The 18,073-nt window shown below is 42.5% G+C and carries 19 protein-coding genes; 12 read left to right on the forward strand and 7 right to left on the reverse strand.

The genetic code is table 11. The features are described 5' to 3' along the window. Nucleotides 1-105: 105 nt before the first annotated feature. Nucleotides 106-606 carry a ribonuclease E activity regulator RraA gene (rraA, locus tag MOB01S_RS10360; RefSeq protein WP_066804970.1) on the reverse strand — a complete coding sequence of 167 codons (501 nt, stop codon included), beginning with the start codon at nucleotides 604-606 and terminating at the stop codon, nucleotides 106-108. A 116-nt stretch (nucleotides 607-722) separates the two neighbouring features. Here rraA and MOB01S_RS10365 point away from each other — a divergent pair, with 116 nt between their 5' ends. Then, nucleotides 723-1,298 (forward strand): phosphatase domain-containing putative toxin, encoded by a 576-nt coding sequence (locus MOB01S_RS10365; RefSeq protein WP_066804972.1) that lies wholly within the window; start codon nucleotides 723-725, stop codon nucleotides 1,296-1,298. A 42-nt stretch (nucleotides 1,299-1,340) separates the two neighbouring features. On the opposite strand, the gene MOB01S_RS10370 is transcribed toward MOB01S_RS10365, so the two are convergent. The 4 genes from MOB01S_RS10370 to MOB01S_RS10385 form a co-directional block, all read right to left on the reverse strand. Beyond that, nucleotides 1,341-1,853, reverse strand: coding sequence for a disulfide bond formation protein B (locus tag MOB01S_RS10370; RefSeq protein ID WP_066804975.1), 513 nt, complete (start codon nucleotides 1,851-1,853; stop codon nucleotides 1,341-1,343). A gap of 2 nt (nucleotides 1,854-1,855) precedes the next feature. Continuing rightward, a complete protein-coding gene (gshA, locus tag MOB01S_RS10375; protein ID WP_066804977.1) occupies nucleotides 1,856-3,406 on the reverse strand; it encodes a glutamate--cysteine ligase in 1,551 nt (516 codons plus the stop codon). Between the two features lie 200 nt (nucleotides 3,407-3,606). Continuing rightward, the gene (locus tag MOB01S_RS10380; RefSeq protein WP_066804979.1) at nucleotides 3,607-3,963 is read right to left on the reverse strand and encodes a hypothetical protein; all 357 of its coding nucleotides are present in this window, start codon (nucleotides 3,961-3,963) and stop codon (nucleotides 3,607-3,609) included. Nucleotides 3,964-4,229: 266 nt separating this feature from the next. Beyond that, nucleotides 4,230-4,865, reverse strand: a complete 636-nt coding sequence (locus MOB01S_RS10385) for a DUF2939 domain-containing protein (protein WP_066804981.1) — start codon at nucleotides 4,863-4,865, stop codon at nucleotides 4,230-4,232. A 133-nt stretch (nucleotides 4,866-4,998) separates the two neighbouring features. On the opposite strand from MOB01S_RS10385, the gene dnaJ reads away from it, so the two are divergent. The 5 genes from dnaJ (at nucleotide 4,999) to MOB01S_RS10410 (ending at nucleotide 10,604) form a co-directional block, all read left to right on the forward strand. Then, complete coding sequence (gene dnaJ, locus MOB01S_RS10390) at nucleotides 4,999-6,192, forward strand: molecular chaperone DnaJ (RefSeq protein WP_066805017.1); 1,194 nt, start codon at nucleotides 4,999-5,001, stop codon at nucleotides 6,190-6,192. 128 nt (nucleotides 6,193-6,320) lie between these two features. After that, a complete protein-coding gene (mltG, locus tag MOB01S_RS10395) occupies nucleotides 6,321-7,406 on the forward strand; it encodes an endolytic transglycosylase MltG (RefSeq protein WP_084349708.1) in 1,086 nt (361 codons plus the stop codon). 17 nt (nucleotides 7,407-7,423) lie between these two features. Beyond that, a complete protein-coding gene (tmk, locus tag MOB01S_RS10400) occupies nucleotides 7,424-8,041 on the forward strand; it encodes a dTMP kinase (protein WP_066804984.1) in 618 nt (205 codons plus the stop codon). A gap of 23 nt (nucleotides 8,042-8,064) precedes the next feature. Then, on the forward strand, nucleotides 8,065-9,975 hold the full coding sequence (locus MOB01S_RS10405) for an ABC-F family ATP-binding cassette domain-containing protein (RefSeq protein WP_066804996.1): 1,911 nt from the start codon (nucleotides 8,065-8,067) through the stop codon (nucleotides 9,973-9,975). Next, nucleotides 9,972-10,604: a J domain-containing protein gene (locus MOB01S_RS10410; protein WP_066804999.1), complete on the forward strand. Its 633-nt coding sequence runs from the start codon at nucleotides 9,972-9,974 to the stop codon at nucleotides 10,602-10,604. Before MOB01S_RS10405 ends, MOB01S_RS10410 begins: the two co-directional genes overlap by 4 nt. Here the strand turns inward: MOB01S_RS10410 and MOB01S_RS10415 are convergent. Continuing rightward, nucleotides 10,585-10,902, reverse strand: a complete 318-nt coding sequence (locus MOB01S_RS10415) for a hypothetical protein (RefSeq protein ID WP_066805002.1) — start codon at nucleotides 10,900-10,902, stop codon at nucleotides 10,585-10,587. The two genes, MOB01S_RS10410 and MOB01S_RS10415, sit on opposite strands and share 20 nt — an antisense overlap. A 154-nt stretch (nucleotides 10,903-11,056) precedes the next feature. Between MOB01S_RS10415 and MOB01S_RS10420 the strand changes: the two genes are divergently transcribed. The 5 genes from MOB01S_RS10420 (at nucleotide 11,057) to secA (ending at nucleotide 16,556) form a co-directional block, all read left to right on the forward strand. Continuing rightward, nucleotides 11,057-11,518 (forward strand): hypothetical protein, encoded by a 462-nt coding sequence (locus MOB01S_RS10420; protein ID WP_066805005.1) that lies wholly within the window; start codon nucleotides 11,057-11,059, stop codon nucleotides 11,516-11,518. A 94-nt stretch (nucleotides 11,519-11,612) separates the two neighbouring features. Beyond that, nucleotides 11,613-11,885, forward strand: a complete 273-nt coding sequence (locus tag MOB01S_RS10425) for a GNAT family N-acetyltransferase (RefSeq protein WP_066805007.1) — start codon at nucleotides 11,613-11,615, stop codon at nucleotides 11,883-11,885. A 78-nt stretch (nucleotides 11,886-11,963) separates the two neighbouring features. Next, nucleotides 11,964-12,251: a 4a-hydroxytetrahydrobiopterin dehydratase gene (locus tag MOB01S_RS10430; RefSeq protein ID WP_066805009.1), complete on the forward strand. Its 288-nt coding sequence runs from the start codon at nucleotides 11,964-11,966 to the stop codon at nucleotides 12,249-12,251. Nucleotides 12,252-12,343: 92 nt separating this feature from the next. After that, nucleotides 12,344-13,633 carry a glutamate-1-semialdehyde 2,1-aminomutase gene (hemL, locus tag MOB01S_RS10435; protein WP_066805011.1) on the forward strand — a complete coding sequence of 430 codons (1,290 nt, stop codon included), beginning with the start codon at nucleotides 12,344-12,346 and terminating at the stop codon, nucleotides 13,631-13,633. Between the two features lie 109 nt (nucleotides 13,634-13,742). Beyond that, complete coding sequence (gene secA, locus MOB01S_RS10440; protein ID WP_066805013.1) at nucleotides 13,743-16,556, forward strand: preprotein translocase subunit SecA; 2,814 nt, start codon at nucleotides 13,743-13,745, stop codon at nucleotides 16,554-16,556. A 48-nt stretch (nucleotides 16,557-16,604) separates the two neighbouring features. Here the strand turns inward: secA and upp are convergent, their stop codons facing one another. After that, nucleotides 16,605-17,240: a uracil phosphoribosyltransferase gene (gene upp / locus MOB01S_RS10445; protein WP_066805015.1), complete on the reverse strand. Its 636-nt coding sequence runs from the start codon at nucleotides 17,238-17,240 to the stop codon at nucleotides 16,605-16,607. A 301-nt stretch (nucleotides 17,241-17,541) separates the two neighbouring features. On the opposite strand from upp, the gene MOB01S_RS12815 reads away from it, so the two are divergent. Beyond that, nucleotides 17,542-17,958: an ACP-like domain-containing protein gene (locus MOB01S_RS12815; RefSeq protein WP_066805016.1), complete on the forward strand. Its 417-nt coding sequence runs from the start codon at nucleotides 17,542-17,544 to the stop codon at nucleotides 17,956-17,958. The last annotated feature ends 115 nt before the right edge of the window (nucleotides 17,959-18,073 follow it).

Here is an 18,073-nt window from a genome sequence, read left to right on the forward strand (position 1 = left end):
GGGGGGGGGGGGAACTGCATACAACTTCCTCTATAAGTGCAAATTTGCACAATTACACAAAACAAGCAACAAAATGGCAATACTTTTAGATATTGCCATTTTTACTCAAACCAACTTTTCCTTACTCACTATCACGCCATTGTTATCCACATAAACGAAGTCGCCATCACAAATGGTTACTCCGCCGATACTAATGGGCAAACCTGTTTCTCCAACGCCTTTTCTTACGCTCTTTTTGGGAATGCTAGCAAGGGCAAGTACCCCAAGAGTCATCTTGGCAATCTCATCAACATCACGCACACAGCCACTGATGATAACTCCTACCCAGCCGTTCTCTACCGCTGATTTTGCTATCATATCCCCCATCAACGCACATCGCATGGAGGCACCACCATCCACAACTAAGATTTTACCAGTACCATCAGTAGCGAGCAGTTCTTTGACACGAGAGTTGTCCTCAAAGCATTTGACCGTTACCGCCTGACCTCCAAAAGTACTGACACCACCATACTGTCGCCACGCCTGACCATCTATGATAGGGGGCAGTACGTAGATAACTTTATCTTCGTTATCATCAAGCAAATCACAAGTTACAAAATCAGCCATAATTTTATCCTTAAAAATGGGTGAGTAATGTCTCAACTATAACCATTTTTAAGGTTTTTGTCAATCACTTGGGATTTTGTTATAATGGCAACTTTACATCATTAGGATTGTTCCACGTGAAACATTTTGCCGTTTTCTTATTGGCTTTGCACTTAATCGCCTGTGCGACTTATCCAGCCACAAAGCCACGTCCAGAGCATTGGGCAAGTTTGATTAAAGCAGATGCCAATTTTTATCAAGTAGATGAAGGTGTTTATCGCAGTGAAATGCCAATCCATGATGATATCTCACACATGAATGCTCAAAACATCAAAACCGTCATCAACCTCCAATACAAAAACCAAGATAAAGATGCTAAGATTTTTGATAATTCAGTAACGCTCATCAACGAACCAATACTGACATGGCATGTCCGTCCTGCCCAAATCGCCCGAGCTTTGTACGCCATTGAGCAGGGTCGTGAGCAAGGTGGCGTGCTTGTACATTGTTATCACGGAGCTGACCGCACAGGCATCGTCATTGCCATGTACCGAGTGATTTATCAAGGTTGGGATATTGAATCGGCACGCACCGAGATGAAAGGTGGTGGCTACGATTTTCACAAAATCTGGAAAAACCTAGACCGTATGCTAAGTCCTATTGGGGTAGCACAGGTGAGAGCCGAGCTTGATAAAATAAGAGCAGGCAACTAAAAACCTTGTTATCAAACAAGGTTTTTAGAGTTAATGTTGAATTTACGTTTGTTTTTTAAACATTTTAAAACCACCAATCAAGAGCGTAACCAAAAACACCGCAAACATAGCAAGCGTCAGCTCAGGAATGCTAAATCCCGCCATCTGCCAATCAATCACTGCACATTCGCCTGAACCTTTTAGTACTTCTTGGAATACTTGTAGTATAGGCAATGTCTCCACCCAGTAATTTAGACCTGGCCCACAGGCAGGCACTTGGTTGGGAGGTAGGTGTTGTAGCCACACATGGCGACCTGCCACCCCAAGCCCCCAAAGCACGCCAATCAACATACCAACCCATAGGATGGATTGTAACCACAGTTTTTTAGGGTTGACAAGCATACCCAAAAAGGCAAACCCACCCATAATCCAAACGCCAATGCGCTGAAAAATACAAAGCGGGCAAGGTTCAAGTCCTAAATGCTTTTGGAAATAAAAAATCGCCACTAGGGTCGCAATGACCGAAAAAGCAAACAAACTGGCACACAGTGTACGAAAAGTTAAATGTTTTATCATAATCAACGAAACTGTTTCACAAACTCAGAAAATGGTACGGTGATTTCTCTTTCAAGTGCCTGTTGGTCGGCAAAAGATTGTATGGCGATGTTGGCATAATTAAAGGCATTTTCGTTACTTATGGCAAAATCAAGCAGTTCATTTTGGTGTTTTTGTGCCAAAAATTGCCCGAGCTTCCACGTGCTACCAAGTCGTCTAGAATCCGATTCTATTTGAGCAGAAAGGGTAAAGTTGGGATTGGTTGCTTTGCCCTGCATGAGTGCCAATGCTGTGCGATAATCATTACCCTCATAATACTCATCAAAGGCATCAGCGATGATTTGCATTTGGTTGAGCGTTGCCACTATCCATTCGTGTAACCCCTGTTTGCCATTACTTGTTTGAATGATGGTGCCCATTTTTCTACCATGGTTAACCACCATCTCCACATTATCTGCCAAACGTGTCTGCTCATCAGGCAGTAGCTCAGGAGAGTCTGACAACAAGCAGTACAACGCCAGCACCTCCAAAAAGCAGGCGGTAGCAGTCGTAATGCCGATGTCGCTATATGGGTCTAGGTCTATGGCACGAAACTCCACATAAGCAATACCTCGCTCTGCTAGGGCGGTTGTTGGTGTTTCGCCTGATTTGGTTACTTGTTTTGGGCGAATGGGGCTATAAAATTCATTTTCAATTTGTAAAATGTGGTCGTTGATTTGAATGGGATTGCCATTATCATCATCTACACCAATCTTGGTAAAATCAGCAAAAGGCGTACCGATAGCCTTGCGTAGACCCTTGATGTATTCATCTAAATCATTATAGCGAATATCTAAATCCTTTTGGACACTGTTGGTATAACCAAGTTTGCCCATGCGTAGGCTTGTACCGTTGGGTTGATAATAGGTACGCTGACTGTCATCAAGTGGTAACAAATCATGCTCACGCCCTGTCAAAAAGCACCGACACACACTCGGACTTGCCCCCAACAGATACAACACAAGTGGTGTAAGGCGTTTAAAATTGCGAATGAGTGCCAAATACTTTTCGTTTTTAAAAGCTTGTAAATCGGCACGACCTTCTGCTTTTGCCCATTTTCCAAACAAATCATCGCCAATGGATAGATTGTAATGCAAGCCTGCAATCGTCTGCATTTTACGACCGTATCGTACCCCAAGCCCCATACGATAAAGTGTTTTTAATTTACCAATATTAGACGTGCCATAATCTGCTAATGGTATGTCGCTATCATCATCTGACAGCATACATGGCATGGATAACGGCCACATCAACTCCCCATTTTCTAAGGAACGATGCACAAGCACATGAAGCTCACGAAGCATGTCAAGTGCATCTTTGATGGTGGATTTGGGTGTGGTGATGAGTTCAAGTAGATTTTCAGAATAATCGGTAGTGATATAGGGGTGGGTAAGCTTTGACCCAAGTTTGGCGGGGTGAAAAGCAGTGGAGGCATAGCCATTGGACTGCATGCGAAGCCCTTCTTTTTCTATGCCACGTCGCATTCCTGCAACCAAATGAGGAGCAAACCATGTGGGAAGTGCAAAATCTGTCATAAATAAATACCCAAAAATAGTTTATATTCTTGTGTATTATAAAACTCAATTATCATAACTACAAAAACTATTTTGTGGAATTTTGTACTAATGTATTGACGAATGTGTCAGAATTATGGACAATAGCACAAAAAACACCCCAAAAGGGGCGCTTTTTGTGCTTTTTCATTCAACTTTTGATAGGAGCTTAACCAAGACTATTAAGAGAAGTCTAGTTCAGTTTCAAAGCTCTTCAAGCTGTGGCGAGCCATAGCTAGGTTAGATTTTTGGCGGTCAAGTACTAGGTACAAGAATAGGCTGTCGTTACGCACTAGTGGGCGGATAAGGTGGTATTGACCGCTTAGAGTGATTAGGATATCTTCGATAGATTCGTTAAGACCCAATGCCTTAGCAGTTTTACGCTTAGCACGTACTACTTCGGTGTTACCAGCAGCTGCTAGTTCTAGGTCAATACCAGTACCCAAAGTAGCTAGAGCAAGACCTGATTCGCTATCAACCAATGCTGCTGCTACGAAACCGTCGATGTCGCTTAGACCGTCAAGAGATAATTTAGCCATGATGCTATTCCTTAAAAAGTAGATTAATGGATATTAATGACGATTTAAGTAATAGTTATCAGAATTAATTTTTAAAATTAAAAGATTAATTTAAAAGTTAATGACTATTAACAAATTGCTAAAAATCGTCAGATTGAATTTGTTGGAATGATGTTTCCAACTACTTGGCAATATTAAACCAAATATGAGCAACAATCGCAACCATTTTTATGTGTTGTTTTGTAAATTTATAACCATTTGTCGTAAAAATAAGTCATTTTATTTAATCAATCTTTTAAGATGACATTATCAATCCGCCAATCTACCACTTGATGACGTGTCATGATGATACGAATGGGTTGATTTTTTATGGCTGTATCAATGGCAAAACAATTAAAACCACAGTACTTGAATGTAGGTTTGGGGCTGTTTGTGGTGGTGGTTTTTTTGGTAATTTGTTGTTTTTGTTCGCTAATGGCTTGCTCTACATTGCCTGTGCGAAAATAGCTTTGCACCAATTTTGGCACATCTACCGCCCCACTGACCAAAGCAATGCCGATAAGCAAAGGCTCGCTATCTTTGTTGACGTTGCCTGTGGCAAGGGCGGTTAGGTTGTCAGGCGTTATGGCTTTATCCACCGCATTGTCAATAAAACGCACGCCGTAGTTGTGGATTTGTTCAGGTTTGACACCAAACAGGCTTAGGGCTTGGTCAAGGTTATTTTGGGCAACAAAACCGTCAAATTTTTCATAAAACTGATGTTTTAGGTTGGGGCGTAGCGTCTCAAAATCAACGCTATTGACCATGGAGGCATAATCGCCTTGCTCATAGGCAGTTTTAAGGGTGTATAATTTATAATAAGGCGACAATGCCACCACCAACACAGCAATGACAACAACGAGAAGAAAGGGGGCTTTTTTCATAAGGATTTTCCGATAATTTGGGATATTTTGCCATAAAAATTTAAAAATGATAATCCCAAACCTTGATTATTATGGTAAAAACACCATAAATAGGGCAAATTTTTGTGCCATTTGGCAATTTTTAGGATTTGACATGAGTAAAGATTTTTATACCATTTTGGGTGTGGATAAGTCAGCAGACGAAAAAGAAATCAAAAAAGCCTACCGCCGTCTTGCCATGAAATACCACCCTGACAAAAACCCAGATGACCCAAGTGCCGAAGAAAAATTTAAAGAAGCGACTATGGCGTATGAGGTACTGTCGGACGCTCAAAAACGTGCCACCTATGACCGCATGGGACACAGTGCCTTTGAACAAGGCATGAATAATGGTGGATTTGGCAACGCTGGTGGATTTAGTGCTGATGACTTAAACGACATTTTTGGCAGTTTCTTTGGCGGTGGTCGTGGTGGATTTAGTGGCGGAGGTGGTTTTGGCGACATCTTTGGTGATATGTTCGGTGGGCGTAGTGGCGGTGGTCGCCGTGCCAGTAAAGGGGCTGACTTACTCTACAATCTAACTCTCACCCTAGAAGAGGCTGTTAAGGGTTGCAAAAAAGACATTCGTTTTAGCACTTCTGTGGCGTGTGAAACTTGTCATGGCAAGGGAGCAAAGTCTGACAGTGACATCGTAACCTGTAAAACCTGTGGCGGTCATGGGCAGGTGCGTATGCAACAGGGCTTTTTCGTCATGCAACAACCATGTCCTGAATGTCATGGGAGTGGCAAAACCATTAAAAATCCTTGCTCTGATTGTCATGGTGAGGGCAAACAACAAAAATCCCAAACCATTGAAATCTCTATCCCAGCAGGCGTGGATAATGGCGACCGTGTACGAGTCTCTGGCAAGGGTGAAGCAGGCGATCATGGTATGCCAAATGGTGATTTGTACGTAGAAATCGCTGTCAAACCTCATGATGTCTTTACCAGAAATGGGGCAGATTTGCATATGGACGTTCCTGTGGATATCGTAACCGCCTCACTAGGTAGCGATGTAGAAGTTCCGACACTGGACGGCAAAATCAACATCAAAATCGCCGAAGGTACTCAAAGCGGTAAGCTTTTGCGTGTGCGTGGCAAGGGCGTAACGACTGTGCGTGGTGGTATGCAGGGTGATTTGATTTGTCGTATCGTGGTTGAAACACCAACCAACCTCACTGGCGAACAAAAAGCTCTCCTAGAACAATTTGCCAAAACCCTACACAGCGATAACGGTGCTAGTGCCAAGAAAAAAGGCTTTTTTGACAAATTAAAAGATGATGTCAATGATTTGTTAAAGGGGCATTGATTATCAAATCATAACCGTAAAAACTGACCGCCCAGTCAAAGGATTGGGTGGTTTTTTATTAACAAATTTCATATTCAACCAACCTTATTTTTTGCTAAAATACCCCAAATTCATTTTTAGCTATATTCATGTCTGACAAAAAATCTTTCCTAAATACCGATGCCATGACCAAAGGCTTGTTACACTTTTTGGGTGGAGTGTTACTCCTTGGTGGCATAGCTGGTGGCGTGGCAGTCTATCAAACTGCATTTGCCCCCACTGACCGCCCCGCCCACAAACTCACCGTGAACGCAGGCGATACCTACCATAGCCTACTGACCGAACCAAACTGGCAAGATACGCCGTTGTCATTTGAGCCGATTACTCGTTTGTACATCAAATTTTTTGCCAAAGATGCCCTAAATTTGGGTACTTATGAAATCCCTGCCCATGCAAGCCTCAAACAAGTGGTGGATATTTTGGGCAAAGGGGCAAAAGTGGAAATGGTTAAAATCCAAATCATCGAGGGCAAAACTGTCAAGGATTTGTATCAAATCCTAAAAAACACACGCGGTATCAGCCTTGAGCTACTCACCCCAAAATCCGACCGTTACTCATGGACAGATGTCGCCAGAGACAACGAAGCGGTTGCCAAAGCATTGGGGATTGATAGTCCCAACGGCAACCTAGAAGGGCAATTTGCCCCCAACACCTATCTGTTTGCACAAGGCACGTCTGATAGGGAGATTTTACAACGCTTACACGATACCCAAATGCAGCTTTTAGAAAAAGCTTGGCTTGGGCGTGACAAAGATTTACCCTATGATTCACCCTACCAAGCCCTCATCATGGCAAGTATCATTGAAAAAGAAACGGGCATCAAATCCGAACGCAATGATGTGTCTGCCGTTTTTGTCAATCGCCTACGCCAAAATATGCGATTACAAACCGACCCCACCATCATTTATGGATTGTTTGACCGTTATGATGGCAAAATTTACCGCTCAAACATTGATGAAAAAACTGACTACAATACCTATCAAATAGACGGCTTACCGCCCACACCCATTGCCCTGCCGTCTGCCGAAGCCATACACGCCACCATGTACCCCTCTGATGTACCTTATATCTTTTTTGTGGCGACAGGTAAGGGCGGACACAAGTTTAGTGTAACGCTAGACGAACACAACAAAGCCGTGGCAGAATATCGCAAAGTCATGGCAAATAAAGAATAACTGTTTTTGGAAACATCATGACCGCACCCAAATTCATCACCTTTGAAGGTACAGAAGGCGTTGGTAAAACCACCACCATTGACGGTTTTTGTCGCAAGCTTGACAGTCGTGGCATCGCCTACATTCGCACTCGTGAGCCAGGGGGTAGTCCTTTGGCAGAAACACTGCGAAAGATTTTACTGGACAACAAAACCAACATCAGCGATGATACTGAACTTCTGATGATGTTTACTGCACGAGCTGACCATTTGCACCAAACCATTTTACCTGCCCTAGCAGATGGTAAATGGGTGGTGTGCGACCGTTTTTTTGATAGCACGGTGGCATATCAGGGTTTTGGGCGATTTGGTGGAGACAGTCATCAACTTGCCAAAATCTCATCTTTGATTGAAGCTTTTGTTCCAAAAAAACCCGACTTGACATTTTGGTTGGACTTAGACCCTGTGATTGGCATACAACGAGCAGGCAAAAGAAGCGTGGTAGACCGATTTGAAAGTGAAGATTTGGCATTTTTTGAACGAACATATCAAGGGTTTTTATACCAACATCAAAAAAATCCCAACAGAATCAAACGCATCAATGCCAACGGCTCACCTGCTGATGTACTAAGCAGACTCTTACCTTTCTTAACCTAAACGTTCATTTGGTACACTGACACATGATAGAACTAAAAAATGTCGCCATTCGCCGAGAAGGTTGCTTATTGTTTAGTGAAGTTAATCTACAACTTCATCAAGGTCAAATCGTAGGACTTACAGGCAACAACGGCACAGGCAAATCCACACTATTTGCCAGTTTGCTTGGTGAGTATGGCACAGACATGGGTTTAATTGACATGCCAAAAAACTGGCAAATCGCCCACATGGCACAAGAAATCCACGCAAGCAACCAAACGGCGATAGATTATGTGTTGTCAGGCGACAAAGAATGGTATGAGTTAAATGCCAAACTTGCAAATCAAACCAACCTTGCCCAAGATGCCATCGCCCCTTTGTATCAACGTTTTGATGAGATAGACGGCTATCGCACACCTTCCAAAGCAGGACAGATTTTGTCAGGGCTTGGATTTGGTGAACAAGAACACACAAAAGCCGTGCAGGATTTTTCTGGTGGTTGGCGAATGCGTCTAAATTTGGCTCGTACGCTCATGCATAGGGCAGACGTGCTTTTGCTAGACGAACCCACCAACCACTTAGACTTAGATGCTATTTTATGGCTAGAAGACTGGCTTTTAAAATTTGGTGGTCTCATCATCGTCATTAGCCACGACCAAGCCTTTATGGACACAATTTGTACACATATTGCTCATATTGAGCATGGCAAAATCACCCTTTACACAGGCAATTATAGCCAATTCATCCGCACTCGTGCCGAACGCTTAACCCAACAACAACAAGCCTTTGAACGTCAAGAAGCCATAAAAGCCCACCTTGAAAACTTCATTCGCCGTTTTGGGGCAAAAGCCACCAAAGCCAAACAAGCCCAAAGCCGTGTCAAGCAACTTGCCAACATGACTGACATCGCTCCTGTCATGGCAGACAGTGAATTTACCTTTCAATTTTATCCACCAAACTGCATTTCATCACCACTCATCAGCCTAGATAATGCCACCGTTGGTTATGACAAGCCTCTAATCAATAAAGCAAATTTACAAATCACGCCTGACACTCGGCTTGGGGTGCTTGGGGCAAATGGGGCAGGCAAATCCACACTCATTAAGGCACTCGTAGGTGATTTACCACTCATCACTGGCACACGCAAAATTTCCGACAACCTAAAATTGGGTTACTTTAACCAACACCAAATGGACGCACTAGACGAGTCTGCCACGCCACTTATTTTACTTCGGAGGCTTGCTGGTACGACATCGGATGCTGATTTGCGGTCGTTTTTGGGAAGTTTTAATTTTAAAGGCGATAAAATTGACACGCCCTGTCGTCTGTTTTCTGGTGGTGAAAAAGCACGGTTGACGCTTGCTCTCATCGTTTGGCAACGCCCCAACGTACTGGTGCTGGACGAACCAACCAACCACCTTGATTTATCCATGCGAAACGCCCTCATGCTCGCTCTACAAAACTATGAAGGGGCATTAATCCTAGTCTCGCACGATAGAGATTTGGTGATGAATGTCTGCGACAACCTTTTACTCGTAGCAGACGGACGAGCGGACGAATTTACAGGCGATATGGCAGATTATGCCGAGCATTTACGTCAGGCTCGCCTTGCCAAAGTCGCCCAAAACAAAGCAGGGGCAGAAAACTCCACCACCGAAAAATCTGCCCTTTCCAAAGAAGAAATTCGCAAACAAAATGCCCAAAACCGCCAAAAAACTGCCCCCTTGCGTAAAGAGATAGAAAAACTAGAAAAACAGCTGGATAAATTAACAAGTGAGCTTGGCGAGATTGAAAATACCTTATCTGACCAAGCCATGTATGATGATAAAAATAAAGACAAACTGTTAAATGTACTTGGCAAACAAAGCGAGCTACAAAAACAAGTGGCAGACATTGAAGAAAATTTACTTCTAAAAATGGATGAGCTTGAAACATTGGAGAATGCGTTGTCATGAAAAACCAAGCCCCCAGACACGACTATTATGCCATTTTGGGCGTGCCAAAATCCGCCAGCACAGATGATATCAAGCACGCCTACCGCCAATTAGCCAAACGCCACCACCCAGACCGAGCAGGCGAGAGTGGTCAAATCGTACTGATTAACGAAGCTTACGCCACCCTAAAAGACCCCAAAAAACGTGCCGAATACGACATATATCATGCCGTCTATTTTAGCGTGGTGGGTAAATTTACCCAAAAAATCAACCAAGAAATCCAAAAATCTCCCACCGTCATGGCAAATTTGCAAAAATTTGACATCAAAGCCAAACGATTTGCTCATTTCGCCGAACAAAGACTGCACGAATTACAAAAAGATTGGCAAGCTGATAAAGGCATTTTTAAGAATGCCAAAACCCTACTTGCCAAAGCCCAAAACATCATCAAAGAAGCTGGCAAACCTCCAAAAGACACTCTACCCACACTCATTATCAATACCGCACTTAGCGAGCATGGTGGGCAAATCACCTTTAATCATCAAGGTCGTACCATTCGCACCACGCTCCCGCAGGGCCTGGTGGACGGCTCACAAATCAAACTTACCATAAATGGTGAGGCGGTGTGGTTTATGATAAAAATAGAGTGATATACTCACTTAACCCCAAAACACCCATCAACCCCTGCCAAACACTCTCAAACTTTGATAAATAACTTCTAAGCCATTTCTTATATAAACCAGCTTGTAGCCTTGCGTGCTTTGCAAAATATTTCAAGTTATCTTGGTAGTCTTTGACTTTGTTTGAGTTTTGCTCTTTATGGGCTGTGGTCTTTTTTAAGGGTGATTTTATTGTTTTGAGTGCCTTAGCCTCTACAACAAGGTCAATGTTTTTATATTTGTCATAATAAGCTAAGGCTTTTTGTTTGATTGCTGGCGAATAAGCCATTTTAAGTAGCGATTAGTAGATGGTGGCGGGAATGTGGGGTGGGTGTTGTTTTAAGGTTTGTGGGTATAAAATTGAGCTTTATTATCATATATGTTAAAATGGCTAAGTTGAAAAATTGGATATTTTTTGGAGTGATTTTACTAAGGAGTTATGATTGGATATTAAAAATGTTTTATCGCTATGTAAAAATTTGAGCTATTCTGATAAATCATTGCTGGCAAAATATTTTGATTTTATTACTTTTGTGGCTGATATTGATGAATTTTATCAAGCCAGTGATGAATTTTTCCTAGAAATAAAACATCATAAACAATATCACGAGTTTTACCACTTTTTACAAAAAAATATTTTTAATGTTATAGAGAAAGAAGATTTTGAGTCATCAAAAGAATCTTGTAGAACAATCAAGAAAAAGCGTAGATTGCCAAAAAATAAACCAAAGCAACAACCACAAGTTGGATATAGAAGATATGGCATTCCGATTGAGCATAACTTCTTTGATGAATTTTATCAAGGGCTGTATCAAAATTCTTGGCAAGATTACGGCTATCAAAATGATTTGGGAAATCATTTTATTGCCTTAGATGACACTTGGTATGCTAATTATAATAATTAGGTATAAAGTGGTATAATTGTCATTCCCATTTTATAAAATTTATGTTAGCATAATCCAGCTTACCCTATTTTGCAAGCCATTTTAAGGATTGAAAATGCACATCACTCACAACCTTACCACCCAACGCTTTGAAACCACCATTGATGGTCATACTGCTTATCTAAGCTATGAAACCATTGATGATACCACCCTAGATTATAACCACACCATCGTTCCAAGTGAGCTTGGCGGTCGTGGTGTGGGGACGGCACTTGTTAAATTCGCCTTAGACTATGCCAAAGAAAATAACAAGGCGGTTGTGCCAAGTTGTAGTTTTGTGGCAAGTTTTTTACAAAAACACCCTGAATATCAGTCGCTTTTGGCATAAGGTGAGTTACAAAAATCTTGCTGATTTTGCCAAAAGTTTTGGTACAATAGGACATCTTTTAACATCTGGATAAAGTCTATGAGTACACTCACTTCCGACCAAGTGGCTTTACAGTTGGAAAATTTTTTACCTGATTGGCGATTGGACGGTAATCGTTTGGTGAAAACTTTTGAATTTTCGGATTTTGCATCTGCGGTGGCATTCATCACTCGCTTGGCGTTTTATTGTCAAGAGCTTGAACACTATCCGTACCTTAGCCAGTATTATAATACTGTTTCGGTAGCGATTGGTGAAGTTGATAATCCCGAAGTTCACGGTAGGGACGTACAACTTGCCAAACGAATACAGGCATGTTTTACACAATAATGACAAAGCCATGTTGCAAAACGTGGCTTTTTATTTTTGGTTATGTCTAAAAAGATGGTAAAATATCTCCAATTAATTTTTAGGATAATGCCATGACCAACCTAACTGCCGACCAAGTCCTATTTGAAAAAGCCAAACGCCATATCCCAGGGGGCGTTAATTCCCCTGTGCGTGCCTTTACAGGCGTGGGCGGTACACCTGTTTTTGTGTCAAAAGCAAAAGGGGCGTATATTTATGATACAGAAGGTCGCCCTTATATTGACTATGTTGGTTCGTGGGGACCGATGATTTTGGGGCACGCCTTTGAGCCTGTGATTAGTGCGGTCAAAACTGCTGCCGATGATGGTTTGTCTTTTGGGTGTCCAACACCCTTTGAAACCACAATGGCGGATTTGATTTGTGAGCTATTGCCTCATATTGAGCTGATTCGTATGGTGTCCTCTGGCACAGAGGCGACAATGTCGGCAATCCGCCTTGCAAGGGGCTATACAGGACGAGACAAAATCGTCAAATTTGAAGGCTGTTATCACGGTCATTCCGACAGTCTCTTGGTCAAGGCAGGCTCTGGAATGCTAGATATTGGCGAGCCAACCTCAAAGGGCGTGCCAGCCGACTTTGCCAAACATACCATCACTTTGCCCTATAATGACATAGAGGCTTTGAAGGCTGCTTTTGAAAAATTTGGCGGTGAGCTTGCCTGTGTCATCATTGAGCCAATTGCTGGCAATATGAATATGATTATCCCCACTAAGGAATTTCATCAAACGCTTCGCCAATTATGCACCGATTATGGCGTGGTCTTGATTTTTGATGAAGTGATGACAGGCTTTCGTGTCGGACTCAAAGGAGCAAGCCATTATTTTGGCATACAGCCTGATTTGACCACCTTTGGCAAAATCATTGGGGCGGGCTTGCCTGTGGGAGCGTTTGGCGGAAAACGAGAAATTATGGAATGTATCGCCCCTTTGGGCGGTGTTTATCAAGCTGGCACGCTCTCTGGCAATCCTTTGGCAATGCGAGCTGGCAAGGCGATGTTTGAGCATTTGACCAAGCCTGATTTTTATGAGGAGCTGACTGCCAAAACCGCTTATTTGGTCAATGGCTTAAAGGCGGTTGCCAAAAAGCATTCTGTTGCCTTTAATGCTTGTTATGTTGGTGGTATGTTTGGCTTGTTTTTTAGCCAAAATTTGCCCAAGAATTTTAATGAGGTGGCAAATGCTGACACCAAACGCTTTAATGCTTTTTTCCACGCAATGTTAAAACAGGGTATTTACCTTGCCCCTTCTGCCTTTGAAGCCTCCTTTATGTCATCGGCTCACAGTTATGATGATTTGGATAAGACGATTTTGTGTGCCGAGCGGGCGTTTGAGCAGTTGGTGTAAAAATTGCAGGTTAATCCACCAAAGAGGTTGCCTTGATTTTTTATCATTGGCAACCATATACCTAGATTGTATTTAAAAGATTTTTGCCAACTGGCAATTTGGAACAACCATGTTATCAACCATCATCAAAAAAACCATCGGCACCAAAAACGACCGTGAATTAAAACGCATGCGTAAAATCGTGGATAAAATCAACGGTTTTGAAAATGCCATCATGGCACTGTCCGATGACGAGTTACGCCAAAAAACCACCGAATTTAAAGAACGTCACCAAAAGGGTGAATCGCTAGATAGTATTTTGCCAGAAGCTTTTGCGGTGTGTCGTGAAGCGTCCAGACGAGTCAATGGCATGAGACACTATGATGTTCAGCTCATCGGTGGCATTACTTTGCACGAGGGCAAAATCGCCGAGATGAAAACGGGTGAGGGCAAAACCCTCATGGGGACACTTGCCATGTATATCAATGCCATCAGTGGCAAGGGTGTGCATGTGGTTACGGTCAATGATTATTTGGCGACTCGTGATGCAGAGTTGAACCGTGGCTTGTTTGAGTTTTTGGGTTTGACGGTGGGGGTGATTTATAGCCAACAACCTCCCCAAGAAAAATTTGATGCCTACCGTGCCGATATTACTTATGGCACCAACAACGAATACGGTTTTGATTATCTTAGAGATAATATGGTGTTTAGCATGGACGAGAAAAAACAACGTCCGCTAAATTATTGTATCATTGATGAGATTGATAGTATTTTGATTGATGAGGCTCGTACACCACTCATCATCTCTGGGCAAGCGGAGGATTCTGCTCACCTTTATGCACTTATCAACAACATCATTCCTCGCCTTACTCAATCCAAAGATGAAGAATTGAACAAAGAAAATAAAGAGGGTGATTTTTGGATTGATGAAAAAAACCGTGCTATTGAAATTAGCGAAAAGGGCTATGAAAAAATTGAACGCTTTTTGATAGAAGTGGGCGAACTTGGTGAAAATGAAAGTCTGTATAGCCCTGCTCGCCTGCCCTTACTTGCTCATGTGCAAGCCGCCATTAAGGCACATTATATTTTTATTAAAAATGTTCATTACATCGTGGACGAGGCAGGAGGCGAGATTGTTATTGTAGATGAAAATACAGGTCGTACTATGCCGGGCAGACGTTGGAGTGAGGGTTTGCACCAAGCGGTAGAAGCCAAAGAAGGCGTGGAGATTCAGCCTGAAAACCAAACGATGGCAACCACCACCTTCCAAAACTATTTTCGTCTTTATAGCAAATTATCAGGAATGACAGGGACTGCCGACACTGAGGCGGCGGAATTTAAATCCACCTACAACCTTGATGTAGTGATTATCCCAACACATCGCCCCATTGCTCGTATTGATTTGAATGATCAGATTTTTATGACCAAACTGGGCAAATATCAAGGCATCATTCGTGAGATTAAACAAATCACTGCTAAGGGGGCTCCTGTCCTTGTTGGTACAGCCACGATTGAGGCAAGTGAGGAGTTGTCTTATTTGCTTGAGCAAGCAGGCATTGCCCACAATGTTCTAAATGCCAAACAGCATGAGCGTGAAGCCGAAATCATTGCCCAAGCAGGCAGACCCTCTGCCGTTACCATTGCTACCAACATGGCAGGTCGTGGTACGGATATTATTTTGGGCGGTAATTGGCAAGCCGAAGTTGCCAACTTGCACGATTTGACCGAAGAGCAAAAGGAACAGCTCCAAGCTGATTGGCAGATTAAAAACGAACAAGTCAAACAAGCAGGTGGTTTACATATCATCGGCTCTGAACGCCACGAATCACGCCGTATTGACAACCAATTGCGTGGGCGAGCAGGGCGACAGGGCGACCCTGGTTATTCTCGCTTTTTCTTATCATTGGAAGATGATTTGATGCGAATTTTTGCAGGCGAGCGTGTGGTAAATATGTTCCGTGCTATGGGGTTAAAAGAAGATGAGGCGATTGAGCATAAAATGGTTTCTAAATCCATTGAAAATGCTCAGGGCAAAGTGGAAGCGAGGGATTTTGATGCCCGCAAACAGTTATTAAAATATGACGATGTTGCCAATGATCAACGTAAGGTGATTTATGGACAGCGTGATGATTTGCTTTTAGAGGCGGATTTGTATGAATCTATCAAAGGCATGCATCACGAAGTGTATAATATTTTGATTGACCAATTTGTTCCTCGTGGTTCGGTTGATGACCAATGGAATATTGATGGACTAGAAGATGAGATTGAAGAGGCGTTTCGCTTTTATATGCCCATCAATGATTGGTTGGATGCTGACCGCCGTTTGGACGAGGAGGGTTTACGCCAAAAAATCATTGATACCGCCATCGCTCATTATGATGAAAAACGTTCTCAAATGGGCGAAGAAAATGCCAGTCGCCTAGAACGAGATTTCATGCTTAGAAATCTTGACCGTCATTGGAAAGAGCATTTGACTCAAATGGATCAGCTCCGTAAAGGCATTCATTTACGTAGCTACGCCCAAAAGAACCCAGAACAAGAGTACAAGCGTGAATCTTTTGAGCTTTTCCAAGCCATGCTAGGAGCCATCAAATCAGACGTGGTGCAGGATTTGGCACGTGTACATATTCCAACCCCAGAAGAGATTGCATTCTTAGAAGAAGAGCGTCGCCGTCAAGCCGAGCAGATTCGCATGACTTTTGAACATGCAACAATGAATTTGGAGGGAGAAATCACCCCCAGCACACCAGCAGAACGCCCTGTACAGCAAGGCTTTAAACGTGTGGCGGTGAGTTTGGGTTCAGGCAGTGTGGATTTTACGCCTGTAAAACATCAAGTTGAGCATAATGACGATGTTGAAATCCCTGAAAACATCAATCGTAATGCTCCTTGCCCATGTGGCTCTGGTCTTAAATACAAGCAATGTCATGGCAAATTAACTTGATTAATAAAAAAAGAGCAACCATCAAATTGCTCTTTTTTATTGGGTTATTCAAAACTGCTTCGTCCCAAAAATCTTATCTCCTGCATCACCAAGTCCGGGAATGATATAACCTTTGTCATTTAGATGGCTATCTAGCGAGGCGGCAAAAATCTGCACATCAGGGTGTGCGTCATTGACCGTCTTAACTCCCTCTGGGGCAGCGACCAGTACCAATGCCTTGATGTTGGTACAACCGTGCTTTTTTAACATATCAATGGTTGCTACCATGCTACCACCTGTCGCCAGCATTGGATCGAGGATTAGGGCAGGGCGTTTATTAATGTCTTTGACAAATTTTTCAAAAAATGGCACAGGTTCAAGCGTCTCTTCGTCTCGTTGCAAACCTACCACCGAAATTTTGGCGGTGGGGAGTAAATCCAATACGCCATCAAGCATACCCAATCCTGCCCGTAGGATTGGTACGAGTGTTACGGTTTTGCCCTTAATTTGTGTACCTTCAATCTCGTTACCCTCCCAGCCTGTCATTGTAAAATGCTCGATTTCAAAATCACGACTCGCTTCATATGCCATCAGTCGCCCAAGCTCTTTGGTTAGTGTACGAAATTTATAGGTGGAGCAGTCTTTTGCTCGCATTAGTGAGAGTTTGTGCTTGACTAAGGGGTGGTTAATGATAGTAATATTCATGGTTTAGTACTCAAAGAATTTTTGGCTATTGTAACATTTTTGGGGCAAGATGACGCAATATTTGCCATTATTTTTTTACAAAAAGGAGGTTAATTTGCATAAATGTAACAAAATATGTCATTTGTGCGTGTTTACCCACAAAATCAGTGTGGTTAGCAAGAAAATTTTACCGTTATACTATATTGTTTTTTGTGCGTTTTGTTATAATGAAGACATCAAATCACAGCACAGTCTATAATCTTGACCATGTCCGACTTTTGTGGTGATTTGATTGTACCATTCACTCATTTGGAGTAAAGTTATGAAAACCGCTAAAATCATTGCACCATTACTTGCCTGTGGCGTTCTTTTTTCTGGCATCGCTTCTGCCCAAGTCATGGATCCGGCACAAGCTGACAAGACAGCCACCAAAGTTAGACAAGTAACATACAGTTGCGGTAAAGGTGGTAACATCAAGGTTACTTATGGTTTTAACAAACAAAACCTGCCAACTTATGCCCAAGCTAATTTGGGTGGCAAAACTCGCTTCTTGCCCATCAACTTGGCACAGTCTGACATTGCAGGTACGTCATTTGGTGATGACAACAGTTGGAATATTGGTACTGACGCACTAACCTTGAACAACTATCACAAGTCAGACATTTTGGTGCAAGACCCAGACTCAAGAATTACGCACAAAACTTGTAAAGTAGTTAGCACCAAAAAAATCAAAGGTTAATGCTGATAATATCCTTGTGATGACAAAAAGAGACAACCTCAACGGCTTGTCTCTTTTTTATAAAAACCCAAAAAAATCAACCCCCTACAACTTTTTTCAATTTTTTTCAAAAACA

It is taken from the genome of Moraxella oblonga NBRC 102422, assembly GCF_001598275.1.
Classification (GTDB): Bacteria; Pseudomonadota; Gammaproteobacteria; order Pseudomonadales; family Moraxellaceae; genus Moraxella; species Moraxella oblonga.

Bases quoted from the DNA above. Each gene is read 5' to 3' on its own strand.
- gshA (WP_066804977.1), bottom strand. From the start codon at position 3,406: ATGACAGATTTTGCACTTCCCACATGGTTTGCTCCTCATTTGGTTGCA.
- secA (WP_066805013.1), top strand. From the start codon at position 13,743: ATGTTATCAACCATCATCAAAAAAACCATCGGCACCAAAAACGACCGT.
- hemL (WP_066805011.1), top strand. From the start codon at position 12,344: ATGACCAACCTAACTGCCGACCAAGTCCTATTTGAAAAAGCCAAACGC.
- MOB01S_RS10405 (WP_066804996.1), top strand. From the start codon at position 8,065: ATGATAGAACTAAAAAATGTCGCCATTCGCCGAGAAGGTTGCTTATTG.
- dnaJ (WP_066805017.1), top strand. From the start codon at position 4,999: ATGAGTAAAGATTTTTATACCATTTTGGGTGTGGATAAGTCAGCAGAC.
- upp (WP_066805015.1), bottom strand. From the start codon at position 17,240: ATGAATATTACTATCATTAACCACCCCTTAGTCAAGCACAAACTCTCA.
- MOB01S_RS10385 (WP_066804981.1), bottom strand. From the start codon at position 4,865: ATGAAAAAAGCCCCCTTTCTTCTCGTTGTTGTCATTGCTGTGTTGGTG.
- MOB01S_RS10415 (WP_066805002.1), bottom strand. From the start codon at position 10,902: ATGGCTTATTCGCCAGCAATCAAACAAAAAGCCTTAGCTTATTATGAC.
- tmk (WP_066804984.1), top strand. From the start codon at position 7,424: ATGACCGCACCCAAATTCATCACCTTTGAAGGTACAGAAGGCGTTGGT.
- MOB01S_RS12815 (WP_066805016.1), top strand. From the start codon at position 17,542: ATGAAAACCGCTAAAATCATTGCACCATTACTTGCCTGTGGCGTTCTT.
- mltG (WP_084349708.1), top strand. From the start codon at position 6,321: ATGTCTGACAAAAAATCTTTCCTAAATACCGATGCCATGACCAAAGGC.
- MOB01S_RS10425 (WP_066805007.1), top strand. From the start codon at position 11,613: ATGCACATCACTCACAACCTTACCACCCAACGCTTTGAAACCACCATT.
- MOB01S_RS10380 (WP_066804979.1), bottom strand. From the start codon at position 3,963: ATGGCTAAATTATCTCTTGACGGTCTAAGCGACATCGACGGTTTCGTA.
- MOB01S_RS10370 (WP_066804975.1), bottom strand. From the start codon at position 1,853: ATGATAAAACATTTAACTTTTCGTACACTGTGTGCCAGTTTGTTTGCT.
- MOB01S_RS10430 (WP_066805009.1), top strand. From the start codon at position 11,964: ATGAGTACACTCACTTCCGACCAAGTGGCTTTACAGTTGGAAAATTTT.
- MOB01S_RS10410 (WP_066804999.1), top strand. From the start codon at position 9,972: ATGAAAAACCAAGCCCCCAGACACGACTATTATGCCATTTTGGGCGTG.
- rraA (WP_066804970.1), bottom strand. From the start codon at position 606: ATGGCTGATTTTGTAACTTGTGATTTGCTTGATGATAACGAAGATAAA.